Origin of the sequence: Sphingobium sp. BS19, from assembly GCF_027925545.1 — a bacterium.
Taxonomy (GTDB): Bacteria; Pseudomonadota; Alphaproteobacteria; order Sphingomonadales; family Sphingomonadaceae; genus Sphingobium.
The window spans coordinates 234,789-252,644 of record NZ_BSEF01000005.1 but is presented as its reverse complement, the minus strand read 5'-3'; the positions used below and the strand labels follow the sequence as shown (position 1 = coordinate 252,644).

Sequence of the window (17,856 nt, the reverse complement as noted above, 5' to 3'; positions counted from 1 at the left end):
GCTTGTAAAACAATGCGCCCCGGCAAACGCGAATCGTTAAGGATCAGCGGTCGCCGGGGCTGTAGTGGGGGCCAATAGACCAAAGTGGGGAGCGGTGCAAATGGGGGAGCGGCTGGTTTGGGTTTCCCTTCGCATTGCAGGGATGACGAATTTTAGATCAGGGGTACACCGCCCCCACGAAATACAGCCCATCGGGCGGGGCGTTGAGGCCCAAGGCGGCGCGGTCCTTTGCCTCCAGCGCGGCGCGCATGTCTTCCACCGTCCATTTGCCGGTGCCGACCAGCGCGAGGCAGCCCACCATCGAGCGGACCTGATGGTGCAGGAAAGAGCGTGCCGCCGCGTGAATGTTTATGCGGTCGCCGGTGCGGATCACGTCCAGCCGGTCGAGCGTCTTGACGGGGCTGGCCGACTGGCAATGCACCGAGCGGAAGGTGGTGAAATCATGAAGGCCGATGAGCGCCTGTGCGGCTTCGTGCATGGCGTCGCTGTCCAGCGCCTGCGTGATGCGCCATGCGAGGCCTTTTTCCCATGTCAGCGGCGCGCGGCGATTGGCGATGCGATAGACATAGGAACGACCGAGGCAGGAAAAACGCGCGTGCCAGTCATCCGCGACGATCTCGCAGTCGGTGATCGCCACAGGCTGCTGCCGCATTTTCGCGTTGAGCGCTTCGCTCAGGCGGAAGGGGGTGAAGGGCTTGGCGATGTCGGCATGGGCGCGCATAGCGATGCCGTGGACGCCGGTATCGGTGCGCCCCGCCGCGTGGACGCCGACCGTTTCGCCGGTGATGGCCGTGATGGCGTCCTCAACGGCCTGCTGGATAGTGGGGCCATGCGGCTGCCGCTGCCAACCCATGAAGGGGCGGCCGTCAAATTCTATGGTGAACGCGAAGCGAGTCATTTGAGAGAACCGTCACGCCAGCGTAGGCTGGTGTCGTAGGCCTCCAGGTAGCATCCTGTCGCCTGAGACCCCAGCCTACGCTGGGGTGACGTAAGAAGGAGCGGGGGTGACGTAAGAAGGAGATGGTCGCGCTCAATCATCCACCCGCGTCCCCGCCGCCATATCGAACCCGCGCAGCAATTCGCCCGGCAGCATAGCGGATTTGCCCGCGCGCTGGATCAGCGTGGGGCGGATGCTGCCTTTGCCGCAGCCGATGAGCAGGCTATCGTCGAGCAATTCGCCCGCTGCGCCGCTCCGCGTTTCGACATGCGCGGCATGGATGCGGAAGCGTTCGCCGCCATAGCTGAAGAATGCGCCGGGGGCCGGATTGAACGCGCGAATCTGCCGCTCGACGGCGTGGGCATCGGCGGTGAAATCGATCTTCGCTTCGGCCTTGTCGATCTTTGCCGCGTAAGTGACGCCTTCGTCCGGTTGCGGTACGGGCGGGAAAGCGTCGAGGTCTTCCAGTACCTGTGTCATCAGCACCGCGCCTGCCTCGGCCAGTTCGGTCGTCAACTCCCCGGCGGTCTTATATTCCACGGGCGTTACATGTTTCGCCCGCATCGGTCCGGTATCGAGGCCCGCTTCCATATCCATGATCGTCACACCGGTAACGTGATCGCCTGCAAGGATCGCCCGCTGGATCGGCGCAGCCCCGCGCCAGCGCGGCAGGAGCGATGCGTGGATGTTGAGGCAACCGCGTTTGGGCGCATCCAGCACGGCGCGCGGCAAAATGAGGCCATAAGCGGCCACCACCGCCACATCGGCATCATGCGACGCGAACACCGCCTGCGCGTCGGCATCCTTCAGGCTTACTGGCACATGCGCCGGCAACCCGAAGGCCTCCGCCCGCGCCTGAACGGGGGAGGGGCGCAGTGCCTTGCCGCGACCCGCCGGGCGGGGCGGCTGGCTATATACCGCAACGATATCGTGCCCCGCAGCGACCAGCTTTTCCAGCCCCGGCACCGCAAAATCGGGCGTTCCCATGTAGACTATACGCATGGTCTTCTCTCAAGCCCTTGTCGGGCGGGAGCGCAAGCCCCTATGTTGCGCGATATGGCCTCTCCTGAAATCGAAGCGTTGACGCAGGCGCTCTCCCGCCTTCCCGGTCTGGGACCGCGATCGGCGCGGCGGGCGGTGCTGCATCTTCTCAAGAAACGCGAACTGGCGCTGGGGCCGCTGCGCCGTGCGCTGGAGGCAGTGGAGCAGAACCTGTCCACCTGCGCGCTGTGCGGCAATGTCGATACAGTCGATCCCTGCGGCATCTGCACCGATCCGCGTCGCGACGACCGCGCATTGTGTGTCGTGGAGGATGTGTCCGACCTGTGGGCGCTCGACAAGTCGCGTCTGTTTCCGGGGCGTTTTCATGTGCTGGGCGGGCGATTGTCCGCGCTCGAAGGGGTGCGGCCGGAGGATCTGTCGATAGATGCGCTGGTCGGCCGGGTGGCGGCGGGCGGCATCGACGAAGTGGTGCTGGCGATGAACGCCACGCTGGAGGGGCAGACGACCGCGCACTATATCATCGAACGGCTGGAGCGTTTTCCCATACGGCTTACGCAGCTTGCGCACGGCCTGCCGGTCGGGGGGGAGCTCGACTATCTGGACGAAGGAACGCTGGCGCAGGCATTAAGGGCGCGCCGACCCGTAGGGTGACTTGATCTTATTGCGTTGTCGCCATATTTTAGCGCCATGGCCATTCTTCCCATCATCGAAACGCCCGATCCGCGATTGCGCACTATTTCCACGCCCGTCGAGTTGATCGACGCCGATCTGCAACGGCTGATCGATGATATGTTCGAAACGATGTACGACGCGCCGGGCATTGGCCTTGCCGCCATTCAGGTGGGGGTGCCCAAGCGCGTTCTCGTGATGGACTTGCAGGAGCCGGAGGAAGAAGGCGGCGAGCCGGTCAAGCGGCCGATGGTGTTCATCAATCCGCAGATCATCGAAGGGTCGGACGATATTTCGATCTATCAGGAAGGGTGCCTGTCGGTCCCCGACCAATATGCCGATGTGGAGCGCCCTGCGAGCATCCGTGCAAGCTGGATGGACCGCGATGGCCGCATCCGCGAGGAGCAACTGGAAGGTTTGCTGGCGACGTGTTTGCAGCATGAGATGGATCACCTCGAAGGGGTGCTGTTCATCGATCATCTGTCGCGGCTGAAGCGCGAGATGGTGCTGAAGAAGCTGGCCAAGCAGCGCAAGGAAGCCAAGGCAGCTTAGTCCTCGTCGTCCCAGCGAAGGCTGGGATCTCAGGCGATGGCGCGCTGCCGTATGAGACCCCAGCCTTCGCTGGGGTGACGATTATGGTATGGGGCGACGACCCACTTGCCACTCTGCGCAACGTCCAGTAAGTTCCCTTTTCGTTCTCTTGCGGAAAGTGCCCATGGACCTTCTTGCCGTCGCTCTCATCATTGCCGCTTTGCTCGCTGGCCTCGTTGCCGGATGGATCGCGCGTGGGCAGGGGATGGCGGCGTTATCGGCGCGCCTGGACGCCGCCGTAGCGCAGCGCGACACCGCCGAGCGCGACCTTGCCGTGGCGCGGGAGCGGGCGGATCAGGCGGCGGCGGTGTCCGCGCGGCTGGATGCTGTGCAGGTCGAGCGCGAATCGGCGTTGCGCGATCTGGCGGCGTTCCGGTCTGAACAACTGGCGCGCACCGAAGCGTTCGAGGCGCAGATCAAGGCGCTGACCGAGGCTAAGGAACAGCTTTCCGCGCAGTTCAGTGAGATCGGCGGCAAGATATTGGAGCAGGCGCAAAAGACCTTCCTCGACCGCGCCGATCAGCGTTTTGCGCAGGCCAATGAGAAGAGCGAAGCGCAACTCAAGGGGTTGCTGCAGCCGGTCGAAACCACGCTCAAACGCTATGAGGAAGGGTTGCAGCGCGTCGAGAAGGACCGCGTCGGCAGCTATCACGAATTGCGCGAAGCTGTCGAGCAAGTGAAGCTGGGGCAGGGGCAAGTGCGTGACGAAACCGCCAAGCTGGTCAATGCCTTGCGCGCCGCGCCCAAGACGCGCGGGCGGTGGGGTGAGCAGCAGTTCAAGAACCTCATCGAAACGGCGGGGCTGTCGGCCTTTGTCGATTTTACCGAGGAAGTCTCGGTCAATACCGACGACGGCCGGTTGCGCCCCGATTTCATCATCCGTTTGCCTGGCGATCAGCAGTTGGTGGTCGACGTAAAATGTTCGCTGGAAGCTTATCTCAACGCCGTCGAGCAGACCGAGAATGTGCCGCGCGAACGCTATTTCGCCGACCATGCCCGCGCGCTGCGCACCCATGCCGACGCACTGGGGCGCAAGGCTTATTGGGAGCAGTTCGACAAGGCGCCTGATTTCGTCATCATGTATGTGCCGGGCGACAATTTCGTCACCGCCGCGCTGGAAGCCGACATGGACCTGTGGGAACGCGCGGCGAAGAATCGCGTGATTATCTGCGGTCCGGCGACGTTCCTGCCGCTTGCGCGGACGTTGGCGGGGCATTGGCGACAGGCCAAAATGCAGGATCAGGCCAAGCAGGTCGGTGCGCTGGGCAAGGAATTGTATGAGCGGCTCGCAGTGGCCGCCACGCATCTCAAGCGGTTGGGCAGCGGGCTGAGCAGTGCGGTCGCGAATTACAACAGTTTCATCGGCAGCTTCGAAACGCGGGTGCTGTCATCCGGGCGGCGCTTCCGCGATCTGGATATCGAGACGGGCGGCAAGGAGATCGAAATGCTCGATCCGCTGGACGTGCTGGCGCGGGAGCCCACGACGGAAGAGGGGCTGAGGGCTTTGCCGGAGCCGGAGGTCGTGAAAGTGGCCGCGAGGGTGGGGGAGTAGGCGTAAAGCCCTTCTCCCCCGGTATGTAACAGGCTACCGATCGACGCCCTTCACCTTCCCCCAAGTCCGTGCGGCCGTGTACCCCAGATAGCCGGTGCCGAAGAGCGCGTAGAGCGGTTCGGGCAGGCCGTTGAGATAGGCGGTGATCCCCCGCGCAATGGCTTCGGCCAGTTCGGGGCGTATCCCTGCAATCATCCCCATAGGGATCGCCCATAATAACAGCGCATACATGACGTACAGAAACGCCGGGCGTGCGCGGCTGGTCCACGGGTCGGCCGATTGCGCTTCGGCCAGGATCGCGGACAATTGTGCCTGTATGCTGTCGATTTCGCGGCTGGTTTCCAGCTTGAGCAGTTCGAGCTTCGCGCGGTCGCGGGCTTCCGGGTCGGGAATGACCTTGTCGATCAATTGGGCGACCGGGCCGATGATGCCGTTTAATAGTCCCATGATAGTGCTCCCCCTTAACCGATGCGGTTTGCAAGCCAGCCGTAGAGAAAGGCTTCGTTGGCGGGACGGCTTTCGGCCAGGTCGATGTAACGCGCGCCCTGCAACGCCTCCATTGCCTTCAGCAACACGGTCTCGCCGTTCCGACCACGCGACTCTATAAATTCACCGAGCGTCGCAAGTGTGCGCGGGCCGATCCGCCGATCCACCGCCAGATCGGCGAAGTCCCGTCCGTTGCGATTGAGCGCATTGAGTGCGCGTTGCAGAAAGCCGGTGGCGACCGCTGGTCCCATATTCACACCGGTATCGAACAATTCTGCAGCAATGCGCGGTGCCAGTTCCGCGACGAACGCGAATTTCGGCCCGTCCCAATAGCGCGCGCGATAGATTGCGACAGCGTCCGCCCGCGGAAAATCGCACATGCTGCCCGCAAACCCATGCGCCCGCGCCACCGCCTGCGTAATCCCCCATCGAGTGGGCCCGCCGCGATCCGTCGGATGGTTGCTATAGCCCCCTTCGCGCGCAATCACTTCGTCGATCAATATATCTATATCCATGCCCATGCTCCTGTCTTGAAGCATTACAAATAACCTATGTGGTTATATGTAGGACAGGGCGATATGGGGCGGGTCCATCTGACCTGATTTGATGGCGTATCGGTGGACGATCACCAGTGGATTGTTTCGGAACCTCAGGCCCGCGCAACGCCGGTCATATCAGTGCGTCCAACAAGCCGATGAGCGGAAGGTCCGCTTTGGGCATGGGCACGCCGTACATCTGTGCGGGTCGCAGCCACTTCAGGCCGGTGGCATGATGTGCCTCTGGCGTGCCTTTCCATTTGCGGCAGATATAGAGCAGCATCACGAGATGCTTGTCGTCCAAAGGCTCACTGGCAAATGCTGCCGGCGCCAGGCAACTGGCGTGCGTCGCAATACCCAGTTCCTCTTCCAGTTCGCGGATCAGCGCGGCTTCGGGTGTTTCGCCGGGTTCGATTTTGCCGCCGGGAAATTCCCACAGACCGGCCAACGATCCGTTTAGCGGCCGTTGCTGCAGCAGGACACGACCGTCGGCGTCTACCAGCGCAGCCGCGACAACATGCAAAAGAGGGGTACTCGCGGGTAATTCACTTGCCATTATAACAATCCATTAACGCACAATGCCTTACAGTCGCGCCTGATAGCAGAAAGGGCGGGGTGCTTCGTGCGCAATATTATTCGATATTTCACGCATAGCGTGCTGATTCGCTCTCAGCGCGGTGCCACTGCGGTCGAATATGGATTGATCTGCGCCATGATCGTTCTGGCGATGCTCGCAGCTCTTCATGAAGTCGCAACCAAGTCCAACGCGATGTGGAATAATATTTCTGCTAAAGTAACCGAAAATTAACTATAGATATCTGACAATTAATACCGCCCGTTTAATGTTTTGGAAACCTCTCCGGTCTAGATCGAATATCACTTGCTGAAGATTACCGGCAAGTAAGGTCGCTTTCGAGACTATATATTTGGGGGTTACAAATGTTGTTTATTCGCAAGATGATCAAAAACAACATAGTGAAACTCCCATTGCATACGGTCTGATGGTTGCTTGATTGCCGTGGCCGTTCTTGGTGCGATGAGAACCTTAGGCGGCCAACTGAATAATATATTCACTAAAGTATCGAACAGCATGAACTAAGTTTGCTCGATTTTGCGAAGGTAGAGATTTGACCCCTCTGCCGCTATTTCTAAGAAGGGAAGACGACATGATGCATATCCGTAAAATGATCCGCAACAACAAGGGCGCGACGGCTATCGAATATGGCCTGATCGCTGCTCTGATCGCAGTTGCTGCCATCACCGCAATGAAGAGCCTTGGTGGTAACCTGACGAACACCTTCGACAAGGTTGCAAAAAACCTGACGTAATGCTTTTAGCATTATGTTCAAAAGAAGGGCGGCGGGATATTCCCGCCGCCTTTTTTTATCGTTCGCGTGATCAGTAGCTTACGATTTTCACCTTTTGTCCGGGACGCACGGTTGCCGCGCCGGGCAGGGCATTTATGACCCGGAAGCGGTCTTCGCGATAATCGGGATAGGCCATCTTTGCCGATAGCGACGCAACGGTGTCGCCGGGCTTTACCGTTATCACATTGACGCGACGTGCCTTGATCGCGGCGGCATCCTGCGCGCTCAGGCGCTGGACGGACTGGATCATGGGTTCGAACGGACCGATGCCCCGCCCAGCGGGTGCGATCATCAGGAAATGATAGGCCGTTTTCGGACCGAATTGATACGCGAACACCGTGACGTCGACAGGCCCGGACTGCGCATTGGCGCGCGCGCTGGCATAGCTTGCCGGAATGCCGTTGATCGTTGTGGTGCGGATGGCATCGGGGGAAATCGACGCATTCTTTGCGATGCTGGAAAAGGCCGCGCTGATGTAGTCGGTCATGTTGCCGTTATAGCTTGCGCCGGTGAACTGCGCTTGGCCGTTCGCCCCCGTGATGCTGACGGCAGCGGCGCCATTCTCCATCGTGTATCCCGTGGGAATCGCGAAAGCGAGGCGCAGGTCCGGGTGGCGGAAGCGATTGCCTTCGATCACGCCTTGCTTGGGATCGTCACCGTACAAGGTGCCGTCGATGGCAGCGAGGAAGCTGTCGCGATTGCGCAAGGTGCTGGTGGCGCCGGTTGCCTTTGCCCGTTGCAAAGCGCGTGAAACGCGGGCTTCGGGGTCGGGGTGGGTGCTGGCCCATTCGGGAACGGTCCGGCTGTTGCCCGTAACCCGCTGATCTATGGCGTTTTGAGCCGCGAGCGACGCGAGCGTCGAGGAGAGCGCCTTGGGGTCATAGCCTGCATTGGCAAGATACCGGATGCCCAGGTCGTCAGCCTCATATTCCTGCGAGCGGGAGAACTTCAACGTCAGCGCCTGACTGGCGGTGCCGATCCCCTTCTGGAGGATGCTGCCTAAGCCCGAATCGCCCAAGACCGCGCCTGCAAGAACTTGCAGCAATGTGCCGCCAATCGCATTGCGGCTCGCGGCTTTCTGGCGGCGCTGCCCGTGCAATGCGGCAACGTGGCCGACTTCATGGCCCAGAACCCCGGCCAACTCGGCTTCGTCGTTCATCAAGGCCAGCAACTGCCGCGTGACATAGACATAGCCGCCGGGAATCGCGAAGGCGTTGTTCACCGGGGAGTTGAGCAAGGTAACGGTGAAATCGCTTTGCGCATTGGACAGGCCCGATTGCACTGCGATCTTGCGCCCGACAGTCGTCACATAAGCCGATTGCGGACCTGCATAAGCGCCGCCAAATTCCTGGAGCAATTGCGGATGGGCCTTCGCACCTTCGGCTCTGTCCTGCGCGCTGATCGACGTTGCGGTGGATATCTGCCGCTGCTGCCCGGTTGCAGCCGGTAGCGCGAGCATTGTCCCCGCGAGCAGAACGCCGCAACCTGTTGCCCAATAAACCCTACGCATGTGTGTCTCCCTATTGCCGCCACGTTAGGGCAGGATGTGGGGGAGGAAAACCCTTTGACGGCGTCAGGTTCCCATCGCGAGGAACTTGTCCGCACGATCGATCCGCAGCGCCGTGGCGTTCATGGTGCCGAGCTGATCGAGTTGCGTGCCAAGCGCGGCGCGCAGCGAAGCAATGGCTTCAGCCGGGGCGCGATGTGCGCCGCCGACTGGCTCAGGGATGATGGCGTCTATCACGCCCAGAGCCTTGAGATGCTGGGCCGTAACTTGCATCGCGGTGGCCGCTTCGCTGGCCTTTTCCGCAGTACGCCACAGGATCGACGCGCAGCCTTCGGGTGAGATCACGGCGTAGACTGCATGTTCGAACATCAGCACGCGGTTGGCGGCAGCAAGGGCGACCGCGCCGCCCGATCCGCCTTCACCGACGACCGCGGCAACCATCGGCACGCCCAGCGCGAGACATTGTTCGGTGGAGCGGGCAATCGCTTCGGCCTGACCGCGCTCTTCGGCCTGAACGCCGGGGAACGCGCCGGAGGTGTCGACCAGCGTCACCACGGGAAGTCCGAAGCGGTCGGCAAGCTGCATAAGACGGATCGCTTTGCGATAGCCTTCAGGTTTGCCCATGCCGAAATTATGTTTGAGGCGGCTGGTGGTGTCGTCGCCCTTTTCATGGCCGATGACCATGACCTTGCGGCCATCCAGCTTCGCAAAACCACCAAGGATCGCCTGATCGTCGCCAAAGGCACGGTCGCCCGCAAGGGGGATGAACTCGTCGAAAATGCCTGCCACATAATGTTTGAAGTGCGGGCGGTCAGGATGGCGGGCGACCTGCGTCTTCTGCCACGGCGTCAGGCGGGCATAGGTGTCCGCCAGCATTTTCTGCGCGCGCTGCTGCAGCTTGTCGATTTCGCCGTCGATGGACAAGTCGCCATCGCGCGCGGTTTCGCGTAGTTCGGCAATGCGCGCTTCGAGCGCGGCAATCGGCTTTTCGAAATCCAGAAAACTGACCATGAAGCAGCCGTTAGGACGAGCGCGGCTTGAGGTCAACGAGCGGATGACGGCTGTTGACCAGCGCGACCAGCCGGGAACTCTCGACATGGGTGTAGATCTGCGTCGTGCCGATGTCGGCGTGGCCCAGCATCGTTTGAAGCGCGCGCAGGTCTGCGCCGCCTTCCAGCAGGTGCGTGGCGAAAGCATGGCGCAGGACGTGCGGGCTGACGCGGTCGGGCGATATGCCGGCTGCGGCGGCGAGCGCTTTCACCATTTGATAGAGGCGGATGCGGCTCAAGTGGCTTTTGCCCGAGGGGAAGAGCCAGAGCGCATCGTTCGGGACGAAGGCCGACCATGTCGCGACGGCAGCGCGTGCACGATCCGATATGGGCACCATGCGTTCCTTCCCGCCCTTGCCGCGCAGGATAAGGAACGGACGGTCACTCGCCAGCGCGCGGCGGGGCAGCGACACCAGTTCGGTCGCGCGCAGGCCGGAGCCATAGAGCAGCTCGATCATCGCGGACAGGCGCATGTCCTGCAGCGAGGGGTGCTCCACCGCGAGACGCTCCTCAATGACGGCGAAGATGCGGTCGATGTCGGCAGCGCTCAGGATTTTGGGCAGCGGGCGTTGCAGGGCGGGGCGGGGAAGGGATGCGGCGGGGTTGTCCGCGCGGAATCCTTCTTCCTGCAGGAAGGCGTAGAAGCCGCGCAGGGCCGATGCCTTGCGCGCGACGGTTGAGCCGGAAAGCTGGGACCACAGGCCAGCGAGCTTTTCCAGAGCGTGATTGTCGGCTTTCTCAAGGCCGCCGATTGCCTTCGATGCGGCAAGCAAGTCGGTGCGATAGGCAAGCAAGGTATTGCGCGCCGCGCCGCGCTCTGCGGCCATCATTTCGAGGAAACGGTCGATCAGCGGGGCGTCTGTCGTCATGCTAACATCTCCCTCTCTTCCTGACTCTTATATCCATCGGGCCTGTCCCCCACTGTTCCCCTGCGAAAGCAGGGGTCCAGGGCCCAACACGCAGCGCTTTGTCGCCCTGGGCTCCCGCTTTCGCGGGAGAACGGCTTCTTGCATGGTCACAGGATATGATTGCTCCTCCGCTGAAGGAGAGAGAGAGCGACTACAACCGCGCAATTGCCTCGGCGGCTATCATGCGCGCTTCGGGGTCTAGCCCGACGCGATGCAGCGCCGCGACGATGTGATAGAGATGTGAGGGTGGCAGGCGGCGCCAGTCGGCAACCTGCATCCCGACCCCGGCCAGCAAGGCGACCGTGCCCGTTTCGCCCCGCTGCGCGGCAGCACCGATGGCGCGTGCCCAGCGGCTGCGGGGGGCCAGCGACAGGCCGTTATCGTTAGCCAGCGTCGTTGCATCGCCAGCGGAAAGGCGATTGAGACCGGCTAGTCCAGCAAGCAGCATCCGGCCCTTTTGCGGTCCGGCTGCGTCGAGATAAGCCGACACGCGATTACTCGAAATTTCGACGACCGGCGTTGGTGCGCCAAGTGCCAACAGTGCCCAGCTATCCTCTCCTCCGTCCCCATCGAGTTGCCCCAGCGCACTTGCCCAGCGCGCCGCGCTGCGGTCATAGCCTGCGCTCAGCATGGCCGCGATCAGATGCGCAATGTCCTCGCTGGCGGCGGAGGTGACGGGCAGGGCAGCAGCGGCGCGGGCCACTGCGATCAGGCCGACATAGTCCACGCCATCGTCTTCGGTCTGCCACAGCTTGCGCATGGCCCCGATCCGCGTGTCGACGGTGCCGCCGGTATAGGCATTGCGCAGCGCCTCGACGCGGTCCTTTATGGCGTCGGTCGCATCAGGATCGGCAGCCGCCTCAGTATAAAAGCCGACGAGAGCCGCATTGGAAAATACACCCAGACGCGCCGCGACATTCGCGCCGGTCCAGCGCCGGAAGGGCGATAGCGTCGGTGCGCGGGCTTCCCATGCGCGGACATGCGGCCCTGCGCTGGCCCATAAAGTATCGGGGATCGGGACGTTGGTTGCGGTGGCCATGCCGAACCGCCATGCGGTGAGGCTGTCCACGCCTTCCCATTCGATTTTGACCGAACGGCGGGCGTTGAAACCTGCTCCGACCACCTTCTCGGCGAGGCGATAATCGACGCCGCGCGCGGTGCCACGCCGTTCCGCCTGATTGAGCGCGCCGCTGGCGCTGCCCTGATCGCCAGAAAAAGACGCGCAAATCGCTTTGGAAAGCTGCCAGCCCGGTTCATCGCTGGTACGCAGCGCGCCCGCGGACAGCGGACATAAACCCGCCGGATCGGCAGTCGCCAGATAGGTTTGCATGGCGACGGCGTACAGGCGGGGCGTAAACTTGTCGGGGTCCACGCTCTGGACCAACAGGCGCGCGGAGTCGGCCTCGCCCATGCGCAACAACAGCCACGCGCGTTCTGCGACCAGATCCGCGCCGTCGATATCGCGTGGCGTGTCGATGGCCGACAACAGCGCCCGTCGAATGAGGATGGAGGCCCACCGCGACGCGAAAGGCGCATGGCTCTGCTTCATCAATATCGCAAGATACTGGCCGGACTGCTGCCCGAAAGCATTGGCAGGCAGGCCGCGTGTTTCCGGGGTCAGCGGCCCCACCCTGTCGAGCGAGCGTCGCGCGGTGTCGGGAAGGTCGTATTTCGCCGCCTGCGCCGCAAGTTCTTCTTCCGACAGCGCGATTTCTTCGGCCGCATTGTCCTGCACGTCGGCTGGTACGCCAGAATCGAGCGGCAAGGGCTGGATGGTCGCGGGGGGCTGACCCGTTGCGGGCGCGGGTGCGCGCGGCTCATTGGAACGAGGCGGTTCCGCCGCCGGCGGATCGCCGAAACCGGGAGGCAGCAACGATTCGGGCGCACGCTGGGCAAAGCCCGCGTCGATCACCGGCACGGTCAGCGCCAACGCGGCGCCGCCCGCGAGCAGGCCCGCCATCAACAGGATGCTACGGCGCTGCAATGCCTTGTCCTACTTGCCCAGCTTTTCGGCGGGAATCGCCTTTTCCACCGGAACCTGCGGCTGTTCACCGCCGCGCGCCCACATCAGCCAGAACAGGCCGATCAGCAGGACGATGGGAATGATGGGCAAGGCGCTGCGCCTGCGGGGGCGGCTTTCGAAACTGTTGGTCTGGCGTTTAATCTTCATGGCACTTTCTTAGGGCGAATGACGGGGCCTTGGCCAGCAAAATGGCGCTGGTCGCGCATCGTTTCGCCACGAAATCGGCTTTTGCCCTTATGAGCGGGTGGCTGTATAGCCCCGCTCGCGATGCAGCGAAACAGCAAATCCCCTGACGATCCGTCTCCGGCGGCGGCTCCGGCCAGCAGTGCCCTCCAAAAGCAGGGGCCGATCGTTCTTGTCGGCATGATGGGTGTCGGGAAATCCACCGTGGGGCGGCGGTTGGCCGCCCGGCTGGGCCTGCCCTTCGTCGATGCGGACGAAGCAATCGAAGAAGCGGCGGGCATGACCATTCCGGAGATGTTCGAACGCTATGGCGAAGCGCATTTTCGCGATGGCGAGCGTCGGGTTATTGCGCGGCTGATCGATGGCGCGCCCAAGGTCATTGCAACGGGCGGCGGTGCATTCATGCAGGACGAGACACGCGCGCTGATCCTGTCGGCCGCGAAAGCCGTGTGGCTGGATGCGGATATCGACGTTCTGGTGGATCGGGTGTCGCGGCGGGAAGGACGGCCCTTGCTGAAGGGGCGCGATCCGCGCGCCGTGCTGACCGAACTGGCTGCCATCCGTAACCCGGTCTATGCGCTGGCCCCGATCCATGTGCGAAGCGTAGTCGCACCGCATGAAACCGCCGTCGAAAATATCGTGAAAGCTCTAGCATTATGACGACCGTTCCGGTGACCTTGGGTAGCCGCAGCTATGATATCCTGATTGCCGAAGGTGCGCTCGATCAGGCTGCTACCCATCTGGCCCGCTTTGCGCGGGGCGGGCGTCTGGTCGTGGTTACGGACGATGACGTTGCCGCCGCGCAATTGACCCGGCTGGAGGCTTCTCTTGCCGCAGGGGGTGTGGCCATCGAGCCTATCGTTCTGCCATCGGGCGAAGGAACGAAAAGCTGGCGCTATCTGGAAACGCTGCTCGATCGGTTGCTGGCGCTGGAAGTGGAGCGCAGCGATCATATCGTCGCGCTGGGCGGGGGGGTGATCGGCGATCTGGTCGGCTTTGCGGCCTCCATCCTGAAGCGCGGATGCAATTTCGTGCAGGTGCCGACGACCTTGCTGGCGCAAGTCGATAGCTCGGTCGGTGGGAAGACGGCCATCAACAGCGCGGCGGGCAAGAACCTGATCGGCGCGTTTCATCAGCCGGCCTTTGTGTTGATCGATCCTTCGACGCTCGACACCTTGCCGTCTCGCGAAGTGGCGGCGGGTTATGCCGAAGTCGTGAAATATGGGCTGATCGACGATGCCGCGTTCTTCGACTGGTGCGAGGCAAATGGCCCTGCGCTGATTGCCGGTGATCGGGCCGCGCAGCTCTATGCCATCGAAAAGAGCGTGCGCGCGAAGGCTGCCATCGTAGCGGATGACGAGCGGGAAACGACCGGGCGGCGCGCTCTGCTGAACCTGGGCCATACCTTCGGTCATGCGCTGGAAGCCGATACAGGCTTTTCCGACACGCTGTTGCATGGCGAAGGCGTGGCGGCGGGCATGGCGCTGGCCTTCCGCTTTTCGGCGCGGCAGGGACTGTGCGATCCGGCGGATGCCGCTCGGGTGACTGCGCATCTGCAGACTGTCGGATTGCCGCATGATCTGGCGAGCGCCCATGTTAAGGCATCCGGCGCGGAACTGGTGGCGCATATGCTGCATGACAAGAAGATGGCGGGCGGGAAGCTGCCGTTCCTGCTGGCGCGGGGGATCGGGCAAACGTTTCTGGCGAAGGACGTCGATCTGGCCGACGTCGCGGCCTTTCTGGACGAAGAACGCGGCTGATGCCCAATGGCGTCGCGAAAGCGAACTTGCCGTCTAAAATATGCCCGATCTGCAATCGCCCCTTCGTCTGGCGAAAGAAATGGGCGCGCGATTGGGAGAATGTTCTTTATTGTTCCGACAAATGCCGGGGCGCCGCCAAGTCAGCTGCGAAAGTAGATCCACGCGAGCCATAGCCATCCGGCGATCAGCAAGCTGCCGCCAATCGGCGTCACGGCGCCCAGCCAGCGCGGGCCACCCAAAGCCATGATGTAAAGCGTGCCCCCGAAGATTGCGCCGCCCGCCAGCAACAGCGTCGCGGGACCGCGCGCGATACTCATGATCGCAAGGGCTGCGACGGCATGAACGAGCTGATACATGCCGCCGGTACGCAGCCACTCGGCGGCTTGGGGAGAGGATGCACCGTGCGCACCGAAGGCACCTGCCCCTACAGCCAGAGCAGCAGACAATGCAGCGAGCATAGCGATCATGCGCCTTCCTCCACGGTGTTTACGATGAGAAGCGGGTCGGCGCGGTGCTGCGCATTATACATCATGCCCCGGCCCGCATAAATATCGCCGCCCGCCGCGATCTGCCGGTCGAGGCGTTCCCGGTCGGTATCGCGATATTGCCGTTCGACATTGGCGATGGCTTCGTCCGACATGCCGAGCGCTTGCATCGCCTGCCAACCCATGCACACAGCCGATTCATAGACTTCGCGAACCGTGCCGGTGATGTCGAGTTCGCTCAATTCCATCAATTGTCGCCGGTCGAACGCGCGCACGAATATCGCCGCTTGCGGAAAGGCCTCCATGATCGGTTCGAGCTGCTTGCGGTCGAAATTGGAGTCGTCGTGGCAGAATGCGATGATCCGGGCATCCTCCGCTCCGGCACGGCGCAACAGGTCGATGCGCGTGCCGTCTCCGTAATAGACCTTAACGTCGAAGCGGCCCGACACTTCGATCTGGGCGGGTTTCTTGTCGATCATCGTGACCGCGCAGCCGCTGGCCATCAGCATTTGCGCAACCGTCTGACCGAAGCGCCCGTAGCCGATGACAAGCGCCGTGCCTTGTTCGGCAAGTTCGGGACCATCCATATCGGAACCGTCCTTGGGCGTGGCGAATTCCAGCCTGCTTGCGAACAGCATTAGGAACGGCGTGGTTGCCATGGACAGCGTGACAATGGCGCTGAACAGGCTGGCCGCTTCGGGCGCGATCAGGAGAGCGTTTTGTGCCTGAGCGAACAGGACAAAGCCGAATTCGCCGCCCTGACTGAGCAACAGGCCCAAAGCGAGACCCTGTCGCCAGTCTATCCCGAAGGCGCGGGCGAGACCGGTAATGATGGCCGCCTTTACCGCAACCAGCACGACCGCCAGGCTGATGACGAAGATCGGATTGGCCAGAACGGCATGGATGTCCAGCACCATGCCGACCGCCAGAAAGAACAGGCCGAGCAGGATCGTGCGGAACGGCTCCACATCGGCTTCGATCTCATGGCGATAAGGCGAATCCGCCAGCATCACGCCTGCCACGAATGCGCCGAGCGCGGTCGAAAGATGCAGGCTGTGCATGAGCGCAGCGCTGGCCAGTACGGTAAATAAGCCGACGGCCACAAATAGTTCACGCTCGCCCAGATTGCCGACAAGGCGGAGCAGCGGGCTGAGAATGAAGCGACCGGCCAGCACCAGACCGATTATGGCGCCAACCGTATAAAGCGCCATCTGCCACCCCGGCGGACCGGCGGCGTCGGCGGGATTGCGGGAGAGCGCCGCGATGATGGTGATGAGCGGGACGATCGAGAGATCCTGAAACAGCAGGATCGAGAATGCCTTTTCACCGAAGGGCGAGTTGATCCGGCCGCTGCTTTTCAGGCCTGGCAGAACCTGCGCGGTCGACGACAGGCCGAGAGGCAGGCCGAGGGCCAGCGCTGCGCCCCAGCTAAAGCCAGTGAACAGGAAGATGACGCCGGTAAGCGCGAGCCCGCATGCGATGACCTGCAACAGGCCCAGCCCGAAGATGTCGCGTTTTAGCCGCCAAAGACGGGCGGGATTGAGTTCGAGACCGACCAGAAACAGCAGCAGGACGATGCCGATTTCGGCGATGGCGAGTTTGGATTGCCCGCCGCCGACCAGAGCCAGTCCCTGCGGACCGACGATTGCACCCGCGACGAGGTAACCCAGGACAGCACCGAGGCCGAAGCGACGGAAGAGGATGACAAAAGCAACGCCTGCACCGAGCAGGATTACGCCTTCGGAGAGGAGTATATCCGTGGCGCTGACGGCCTCTGCAACAGCCATCAGACGCCGGCCTTTACGGCGTCCGCCGCGGCCTGTGCGACGGCGTCGAAGCTGAGGCGGATCGAGGCGTGGCGGGCGGGATAGTCTCGCGCCGGGGCAAGGACGGACAGGCCCGGCCAGAAGGCGAGGTCGTCGTCCGTTCCGGCAAGATAGGCAGCCAGCTTATCGCGGGCTTGCAATAGCGCATCGACATTTTGGCCCACGGCATTGGCGGCCATCAGGGAGGCGGAGGCCTGCCCAAGGGCGCAGGCGCGCACTTCCAGACCAAGGTCTGCGATGTTTCCGGCGTCGTCCATCCGCACGTCCACGGTCACGCGGCTACCGCAAGTTGCGGAGCGGCGCTCGACGCTGGCGTCGGGGTCGGCAAGACGCTCGTGGTGCGGAATGCTGGTGGCAAGCCGCAATATGTCGGTATTGTATAAGGGAGCACTCATCTTCGCCCATGTAGGCGACATTGATGTCGGATAGAAGGCGTCGCGTGATTATTGCGCGTCCGTTCCACCCGTGCGGCGCTCTTCCAGAAATTCGCTGATCGCGCGCCCGCTGGCATCGAGGAGCGGGAAGGTGCGCGAGGATTTGAGCCAATCGGGACGCTGCGACCCGCCGCCATAGATGGTGTCGTGCACCAGCGTGAAAGCCAGGAACAGCAAAGTCACGCCGATCAGGCCTTTGATTGCACCGAAGCCGCCGCCCAATACCCGATCTACAGGGCCGAGGATCGATTTGCGCGTGCGTGCGCCCAAAGCGCTGGCGATGAATTTGCCGATGGCGAAGGTCGCGCCAAATACGAGCACAAAGGCAAGCGCAGCCGCGCCGCTTTCCGTTCCGACATATTCGGTGAGGATTGCCGATACAGGTGCATGGAACAGGCGGATGGCGAACACCGCCAGTACCCAGGCGATCAGCGACAGTGTTTCCATCACGAAGCCGCGGAACAGCCCCAACACTGCGCCGCCACCGACGATAAGCAGAACGAAAATGTCGAGAGCGGTCATGGCCGTGGACTTAGAAGGT

The 17,856-nt window shown here is 62.5% G+C and carries 22 protein-coding genes; 8 read left to right on the top strand and 14 right to left on the bottom strand.

What is annotated here, in order from left to right; translation table 11 throughout:
- Positions 1–157: 157 nt before the first annotated feature.
- Positions 158–898 carry a tRNA pseudouridine(38-40) synthase TruA gene (gene truA, locus QMG56_RS07385; protein WP_281821923.1) on the bottom strand — a complete coding sequence of 247 codons (741 nt, stop codon included), beginning with the start codon at positions 896–898 and terminating at the stop codon, positions 158–160.
- Positions 899–1,030: 132 nt separating this feature from the next.
- Entirely contained in the window at positions 1,031–1,939 is a 909-nt protein-coding gene (gene fmt, locus QMG56_RS07380) for a methionyl-tRNA formyltransferase (RefSeq protein WP_281821921.1), read from the bottom strand.
- A 54-nt stretch (positions 1,940–1,993) separates the two neighbouring features.
- Here fmt and recR point away from each other — a divergent pair, with 54 nt between their 5' ends.
- The 3 genes from recR to rmuC all read left to right on the top strand — a co-directional run bounded on the left by recR (position 1,994) and on the right by rmuC (position 4,751).
- Positions 1,994–2,590 carry a recombination mediator RecR gene (gene recR, locus QMG56_RS07375; RefSeq protein WP_230187265.1) on the top strand — a complete coding sequence of 199 codons (597 nt, stop codon included), beginning with the start codon at positions 1,994–1,996 and terminating at the stop codon, positions 2,588–2,590.
- A 36-nt stretch (positions 2,591–2,626) separates the two neighbouring features.
- Positions 2,627–3,160, top strand: coding sequence for a peptide deformylase (gene def, locus QMG56_RS07370; protein WP_281821920.1), 534 nt, complete (start codon positions 2,627–2,629; stop codon positions 3,158–3,160).
- A gap of 163 nt (positions 3,161–3,323) precedes the next feature.
- Positions 3,324–4,751 carry a DNA recombination protein RmuC gene (gene rmuC, locus QMG56_RS07365; RefSeq protein ID WP_281821919.1) on the top strand — a complete coding sequence of 476 codons (1,428 nt, stop codon included), beginning with the start codon at positions 3,324–3,326 and terminating at the stop codon, positions 4,749–4,751.
- Between the two features lie 33 nt (positions 4,752–4,784).
- Here the strand turns inward: rmuC and QMG56_RS07360 are convergent, their stop codons facing one another.
- The 3 genes from QMG56_RS07360 to QMG56_RS07350 form a co-directional block, all read right to left on the bottom strand.
- On the bottom strand, positions 4,785–5,198 hold the full coding sequence (locus QMG56_RS07360) for a holin family protein (RefSeq protein WP_281821918.1): 414 nt from the start codon (positions 5,196–5,198) through the stop codon (positions 4,785–4,787).
- Positions 5,199–5,212: 14 nt separating this feature from the next.
- Entirely contained in the window at positions 5,213–5,752 is a 540-nt protein-coding gene (locus QMG56_RS07355; RefSeq protein WP_281821916.1) for a glycoside hydrolase family 108 protein, read from the bottom strand.
- A gap of 154 nt (positions 5,753–5,906) precedes the next feature.
- Positions 5,907–6,329: a (deoxy)nucleoside triphosphate pyrophosphohydrolase gene (locus QMG56_RS07350; RefSeq protein ID WP_230187120.1), complete on the bottom strand. Its 423-nt coding sequence runs from the start codon at positions 6,327–6,329 to the stop codon at positions 5,907–5,909.
- A gap of 66 nt (positions 6,330–6,395) precedes the next feature.
- On the opposite strand from QMG56_RS07350, the gene QMG56_RS07345 reads away from it, so the two are divergent.
- Together QMG56_RS07345 and QMG56_RS07340 are read left to right on the top strand one after the other, a co-directional pair.
- A complete protein-coding gene (locus QMG56_RS07345) occupies positions 6,396–6,581 on the top strand; it encodes a Flp family type IVb pilin (RefSeq protein ID WP_230187121.1) in 186 nt (61 codons plus the stop codon).
- A gap of 358 nt (positions 6,582–6,939) precedes the next feature.
- Positions 6,940–7,101, top strand: coding sequence for a Flp family type IVb pilin (locus QMG56_RS07340; protein WP_230187122.1), 162 nt, complete (start codon positions 6,940–6,942; stop codon positions 7,099–7,101).
- Positions 7,102–7,171: 70 nt separating this feature from the next.
- Here the strand turns inward: QMG56_RS07340 and QMG56_RS07335 are convergent, their stop codons facing one another.
- From QMG56_RS07335 to QMG56_RS07315, 5 genes are all read right to left on the bottom strand, one after another.
- A complete protein-coding gene (locus QMG56_RS07335) occupies positions 7,172–8,650 on the bottom strand; it encodes a M48 family metalloprotease (RefSeq protein WP_281821915.1) in 1,479 nt (492 codons plus the stop codon).
- 63 nt (positions 8,651–8,713) lie between these two features.
- Entirely contained in the window at positions 8,714–9,658 is a 945-nt protein-coding gene (locus tag QMG56_RS07330) for an acetyl-CoA carboxylase carboxyltransferase subunit alpha (RefSeq protein ID WP_281821914.1), read from the bottom strand.
- Between the two features lie 10 nt (positions 9,659–9,668).
- On the bottom strand, positions 9,669–10,565 hold the full coding sequence (locus QMG56_RS07325) for a tyrosine recombinase (RefSeq protein WP_281821912.1): 897 nt from the start codon (positions 10,563–10,565) through the stop codon (positions 9,669–9,671).
- 190 nt (positions 10,566–10,755) lie between these two features.
- Positions 10,756–12,564, bottom strand: a complete 1,809-nt coding sequence (locus QMG56_RS07320) for a hypothetical protein (protein ID WP_281821991.1) — start codon at positions 12,562–12,564, stop codon at positions 10,756–10,758.
- 33 nt (positions 12,565–12,597) lie between these two features.
- Positions 12,598–12,774: a hypothetical protein gene (locus QMG56_RS07315; protein WP_281821911.1), complete on the bottom strand. Its 177-nt coding sequence runs from the start codon at positions 12,772–12,774 to the stop codon at positions 12,598–12,600.
- Positions 12,775–12,894: 120 nt separating this feature from the next.
- Between QMG56_RS07315 and QMG56_RS07310 the strand changes: the two genes are divergently transcribed.
- The 3 genes from QMG56_RS07310 to QMG56_RS07300 are packed head-to-tail and all read left to right on the top strand — an operon-like array spanning position 12,895 to position 14,743.
- Complete coding sequence (locus tag QMG56_RS07310; protein ID WP_230187127.1) at positions 12,895–13,470, top strand: shikimate kinase; 576 nt, start codon at positions 12,895–12,897, stop codon at positions 13,468–13,470.
- Positions 13,467–14,570: a 3-dehydroquinate synthase gene (aroB, locus tag QMG56_RS07305; protein ID WP_281821910.1), complete on the top strand. Its 1,104-nt coding sequence runs from the start codon at positions 13,467–13,469 to the stop codon at positions 14,568–14,570. Before QMG56_RS07310 ends, aroB begins: the two co-directional genes overlap by 4 nt.
- Complete coding sequence (locus QMG56_RS07300) at positions 14,570–14,743, top strand: DUF2256 domain-containing protein (RefSeq protein ID WP_230187129.1); 174 nt, start codon at positions 14,570–14,572, stop codon at positions 14,741–14,743. Before aroB ends, QMG56_RS07300 begins: the two co-directional genes overlap by 1 nt.
- Here QMG56_RS07300 and QMG56_RS07295 read toward each other — a convergent pair.
- Genes QMG56_RS07295 through QMG56_RS07280 form a run of 4 tightly spaced genes read right to left on the bottom strand, consistent with a single transcriptional unit; the run spans position 14,711 to position 17,837 of the window.
- Complete coding sequence (locus QMG56_RS07295) at positions 14,711–15,037, bottom strand: DUF423 domain-containing protein (RefSeq protein ID WP_230187130.1); 327 nt, start codon at positions 15,035–15,037, stop codon at positions 14,711–14,713. The genes QMG56_RS07300 and QMG56_RS07295 overlap by 33 nt on opposite strands.
- Positions 15,034–16,842, bottom strand: a complete 1,809-nt coding sequence (locus tag QMG56_RS07290; protein ID WP_281821909.1) for a cation:proton antiporter — start codon at positions 16,840–16,842, stop codon at positions 15,034–15,036. Before QMG56_RS07290 ends, QMG56_RS07295 begins: the two co-directional genes overlap by 4 nt.
- Entirely contained in the window at positions 16,842–17,276 is a 435-nt protein-coding gene (locus QMG56_RS07285; protein WP_281821908.1) for an iron-sulfur cluster assembly scaffold protein, read from the bottom strand. The genes QMG56_RS07290 and QMG56_RS07285 overlap by 1 nt, the downstream gene beginning before the upstream one ends.
- A gap of 48 nt (positions 17,277–17,324) precedes the next feature.
- Entirely contained in the window at positions 17,325–17,837 is a 513-nt protein-coding gene (locus QMG56_RS07280) for a CvpA family protein (protein WP_281821907.1), read from the bottom strand.
- Between the last annotated feature and the right edge of the window lie 19 nt (positions 17,838–17,856).

Bases quoted from the DNA above. Each gene is read 5' to 3' on its own strand.
- truA (WP_281821923.1), bottom strand. From the start codon at position 898: ATGACTCGCTTCGCGTTCACCATAGAATTTGACGGCCGCCCCTTCATG.
- fmt (WP_281821921.1), bottom strand. From the start codon at position 1,939: ATGCGTATAGTCTACATGGGAACGCCCGATTTTGCGGTGCCGGGGCTG.
- recR (WP_230187265.1), top strand. From the start codon at position 1,994: ATGGCCTCTCCTGAAATCGAAGCGTTGACGCAGGCGCTCTCCCGCCTT.
- def (WP_281821920.1), top strand. From the start codon at position 2,627: ATGGCCATTCTTCCCATCATCGAAACGCCCGATCCGCGATTGCGCACT.
- rmuC (WP_281821919.1), top strand. From the start codon at position 3,324: ATGGACCTTCTTGCCGTCGCTCTCATCATTGCCGCTTTGCTCGCTGGC.
- QMG56_RS07360 (WP_281821918.1), bottom strand. From the start codon at position 5,198: ATGGGACTATTAAACGGCATCATCGGCCCGGTCGCCCAATTGATCGAC.
- QMG56_RS07355 (WP_281821916.1), bottom strand. From the start codon at position 5,752: ATGGATATAGATATATTGATCGACGAAGTGATTGCGCGCGAAGGGGGC.
- QMG56_RS07350 (WP_230187120.1), bottom strand. From the start codon at position 6,329: ATGGCAAGTGAATTACCCGCGAGTACCCCTCTTTTGCATGTTGTCGCG.
- QMG56_RS07340 (WP_230187122.1), top strand. From the start codon at position 6,940: ATGATGCATATCCGTAAAATGATCCGCAACAACAAGGGCGCGACGGCT.
- QMG56_RS07335 (WP_281821915.1), bottom strand. From the start codon at position 8,650: ATGCGTAGGGTTTATTGGGCAACAGGTTGCGGCGTTCTGCTCGCGGGG.
- QMG56_RS07330 (WP_281821914.1), bottom strand. From the start codon at position 9,658: ATGGTCAGTTTTCTGGATTTCGAAAAGCCGATTGCCGCGCTCGAAGCG.
- QMG56_RS07325 (WP_281821912.1), bottom strand. From the start codon at position 10,565: ATGACGACAGACGCCCCGCTGATCGACCGTTTCCTCGAAATGATGGCC.
- QMG56_RS07320 (WP_281821991.1), bottom strand. From the start codon at position 12,564: ATGGCGGGCCTGCTCGCGGGCGGCGCCGCGTTGGCGCTGACCGTGCCG.
- QMG56_RS07315 (WP_281821911.1), bottom strand. From the start codon at position 12,774: ATGAAGATTAAACGCCAGACCAACAGTTTCGAAAGCCGCCCCCGCAGG.
- QMG56_RS07310 (WP_230187127.1), top strand. From the start codon at position 12,895: ATGCAGCGAAACAGCAAATCCCCTGACGATCCGTCTCCGGCGGCGGCT.
- aroB (WP_281821910.1), top strand. From the start codon at position 13,467: ATGACGACCGTTCCGGTGACCTTGGGTAGCCGCAGCTATGATATCCTG.
- QMG56_RS07300 (WP_230187129.1), top strand. From the start codon at position 14,570: ATGCCCAATGGCGTCGCGAAAGCGAACTTGCCGTCTAAAATATGCCCG.
- QMG56_RS07295 (WP_230187130.1), bottom strand. From the start codon at position 15,037: ATGATCGCTATGCTCGCTGCATTGTCTGCTGCTCTGGCTGTAGGGGCA.
- QMG56_RS07290 (WP_281821909.1), bottom strand. From the start codon at position 16,842: ATGGCTGTTGCAGAGGCCGTCAGCGCCACGGATATACTCCTCTCCGAA.
- QMG56_RS07285 (WP_281821908.1), bottom strand. From the start codon at position 17,276: ATGAGTGCTCCCTTATACAATACCGACATATTGCGGCTTGCCACCAGC.
- QMG56_RS07280 (WP_281821907.1), bottom strand. From the start codon at position 17,837: ATGACCGCTCTCGACATTTTCGTTCTGCTTATCGTCGGTGGCGGCGCA.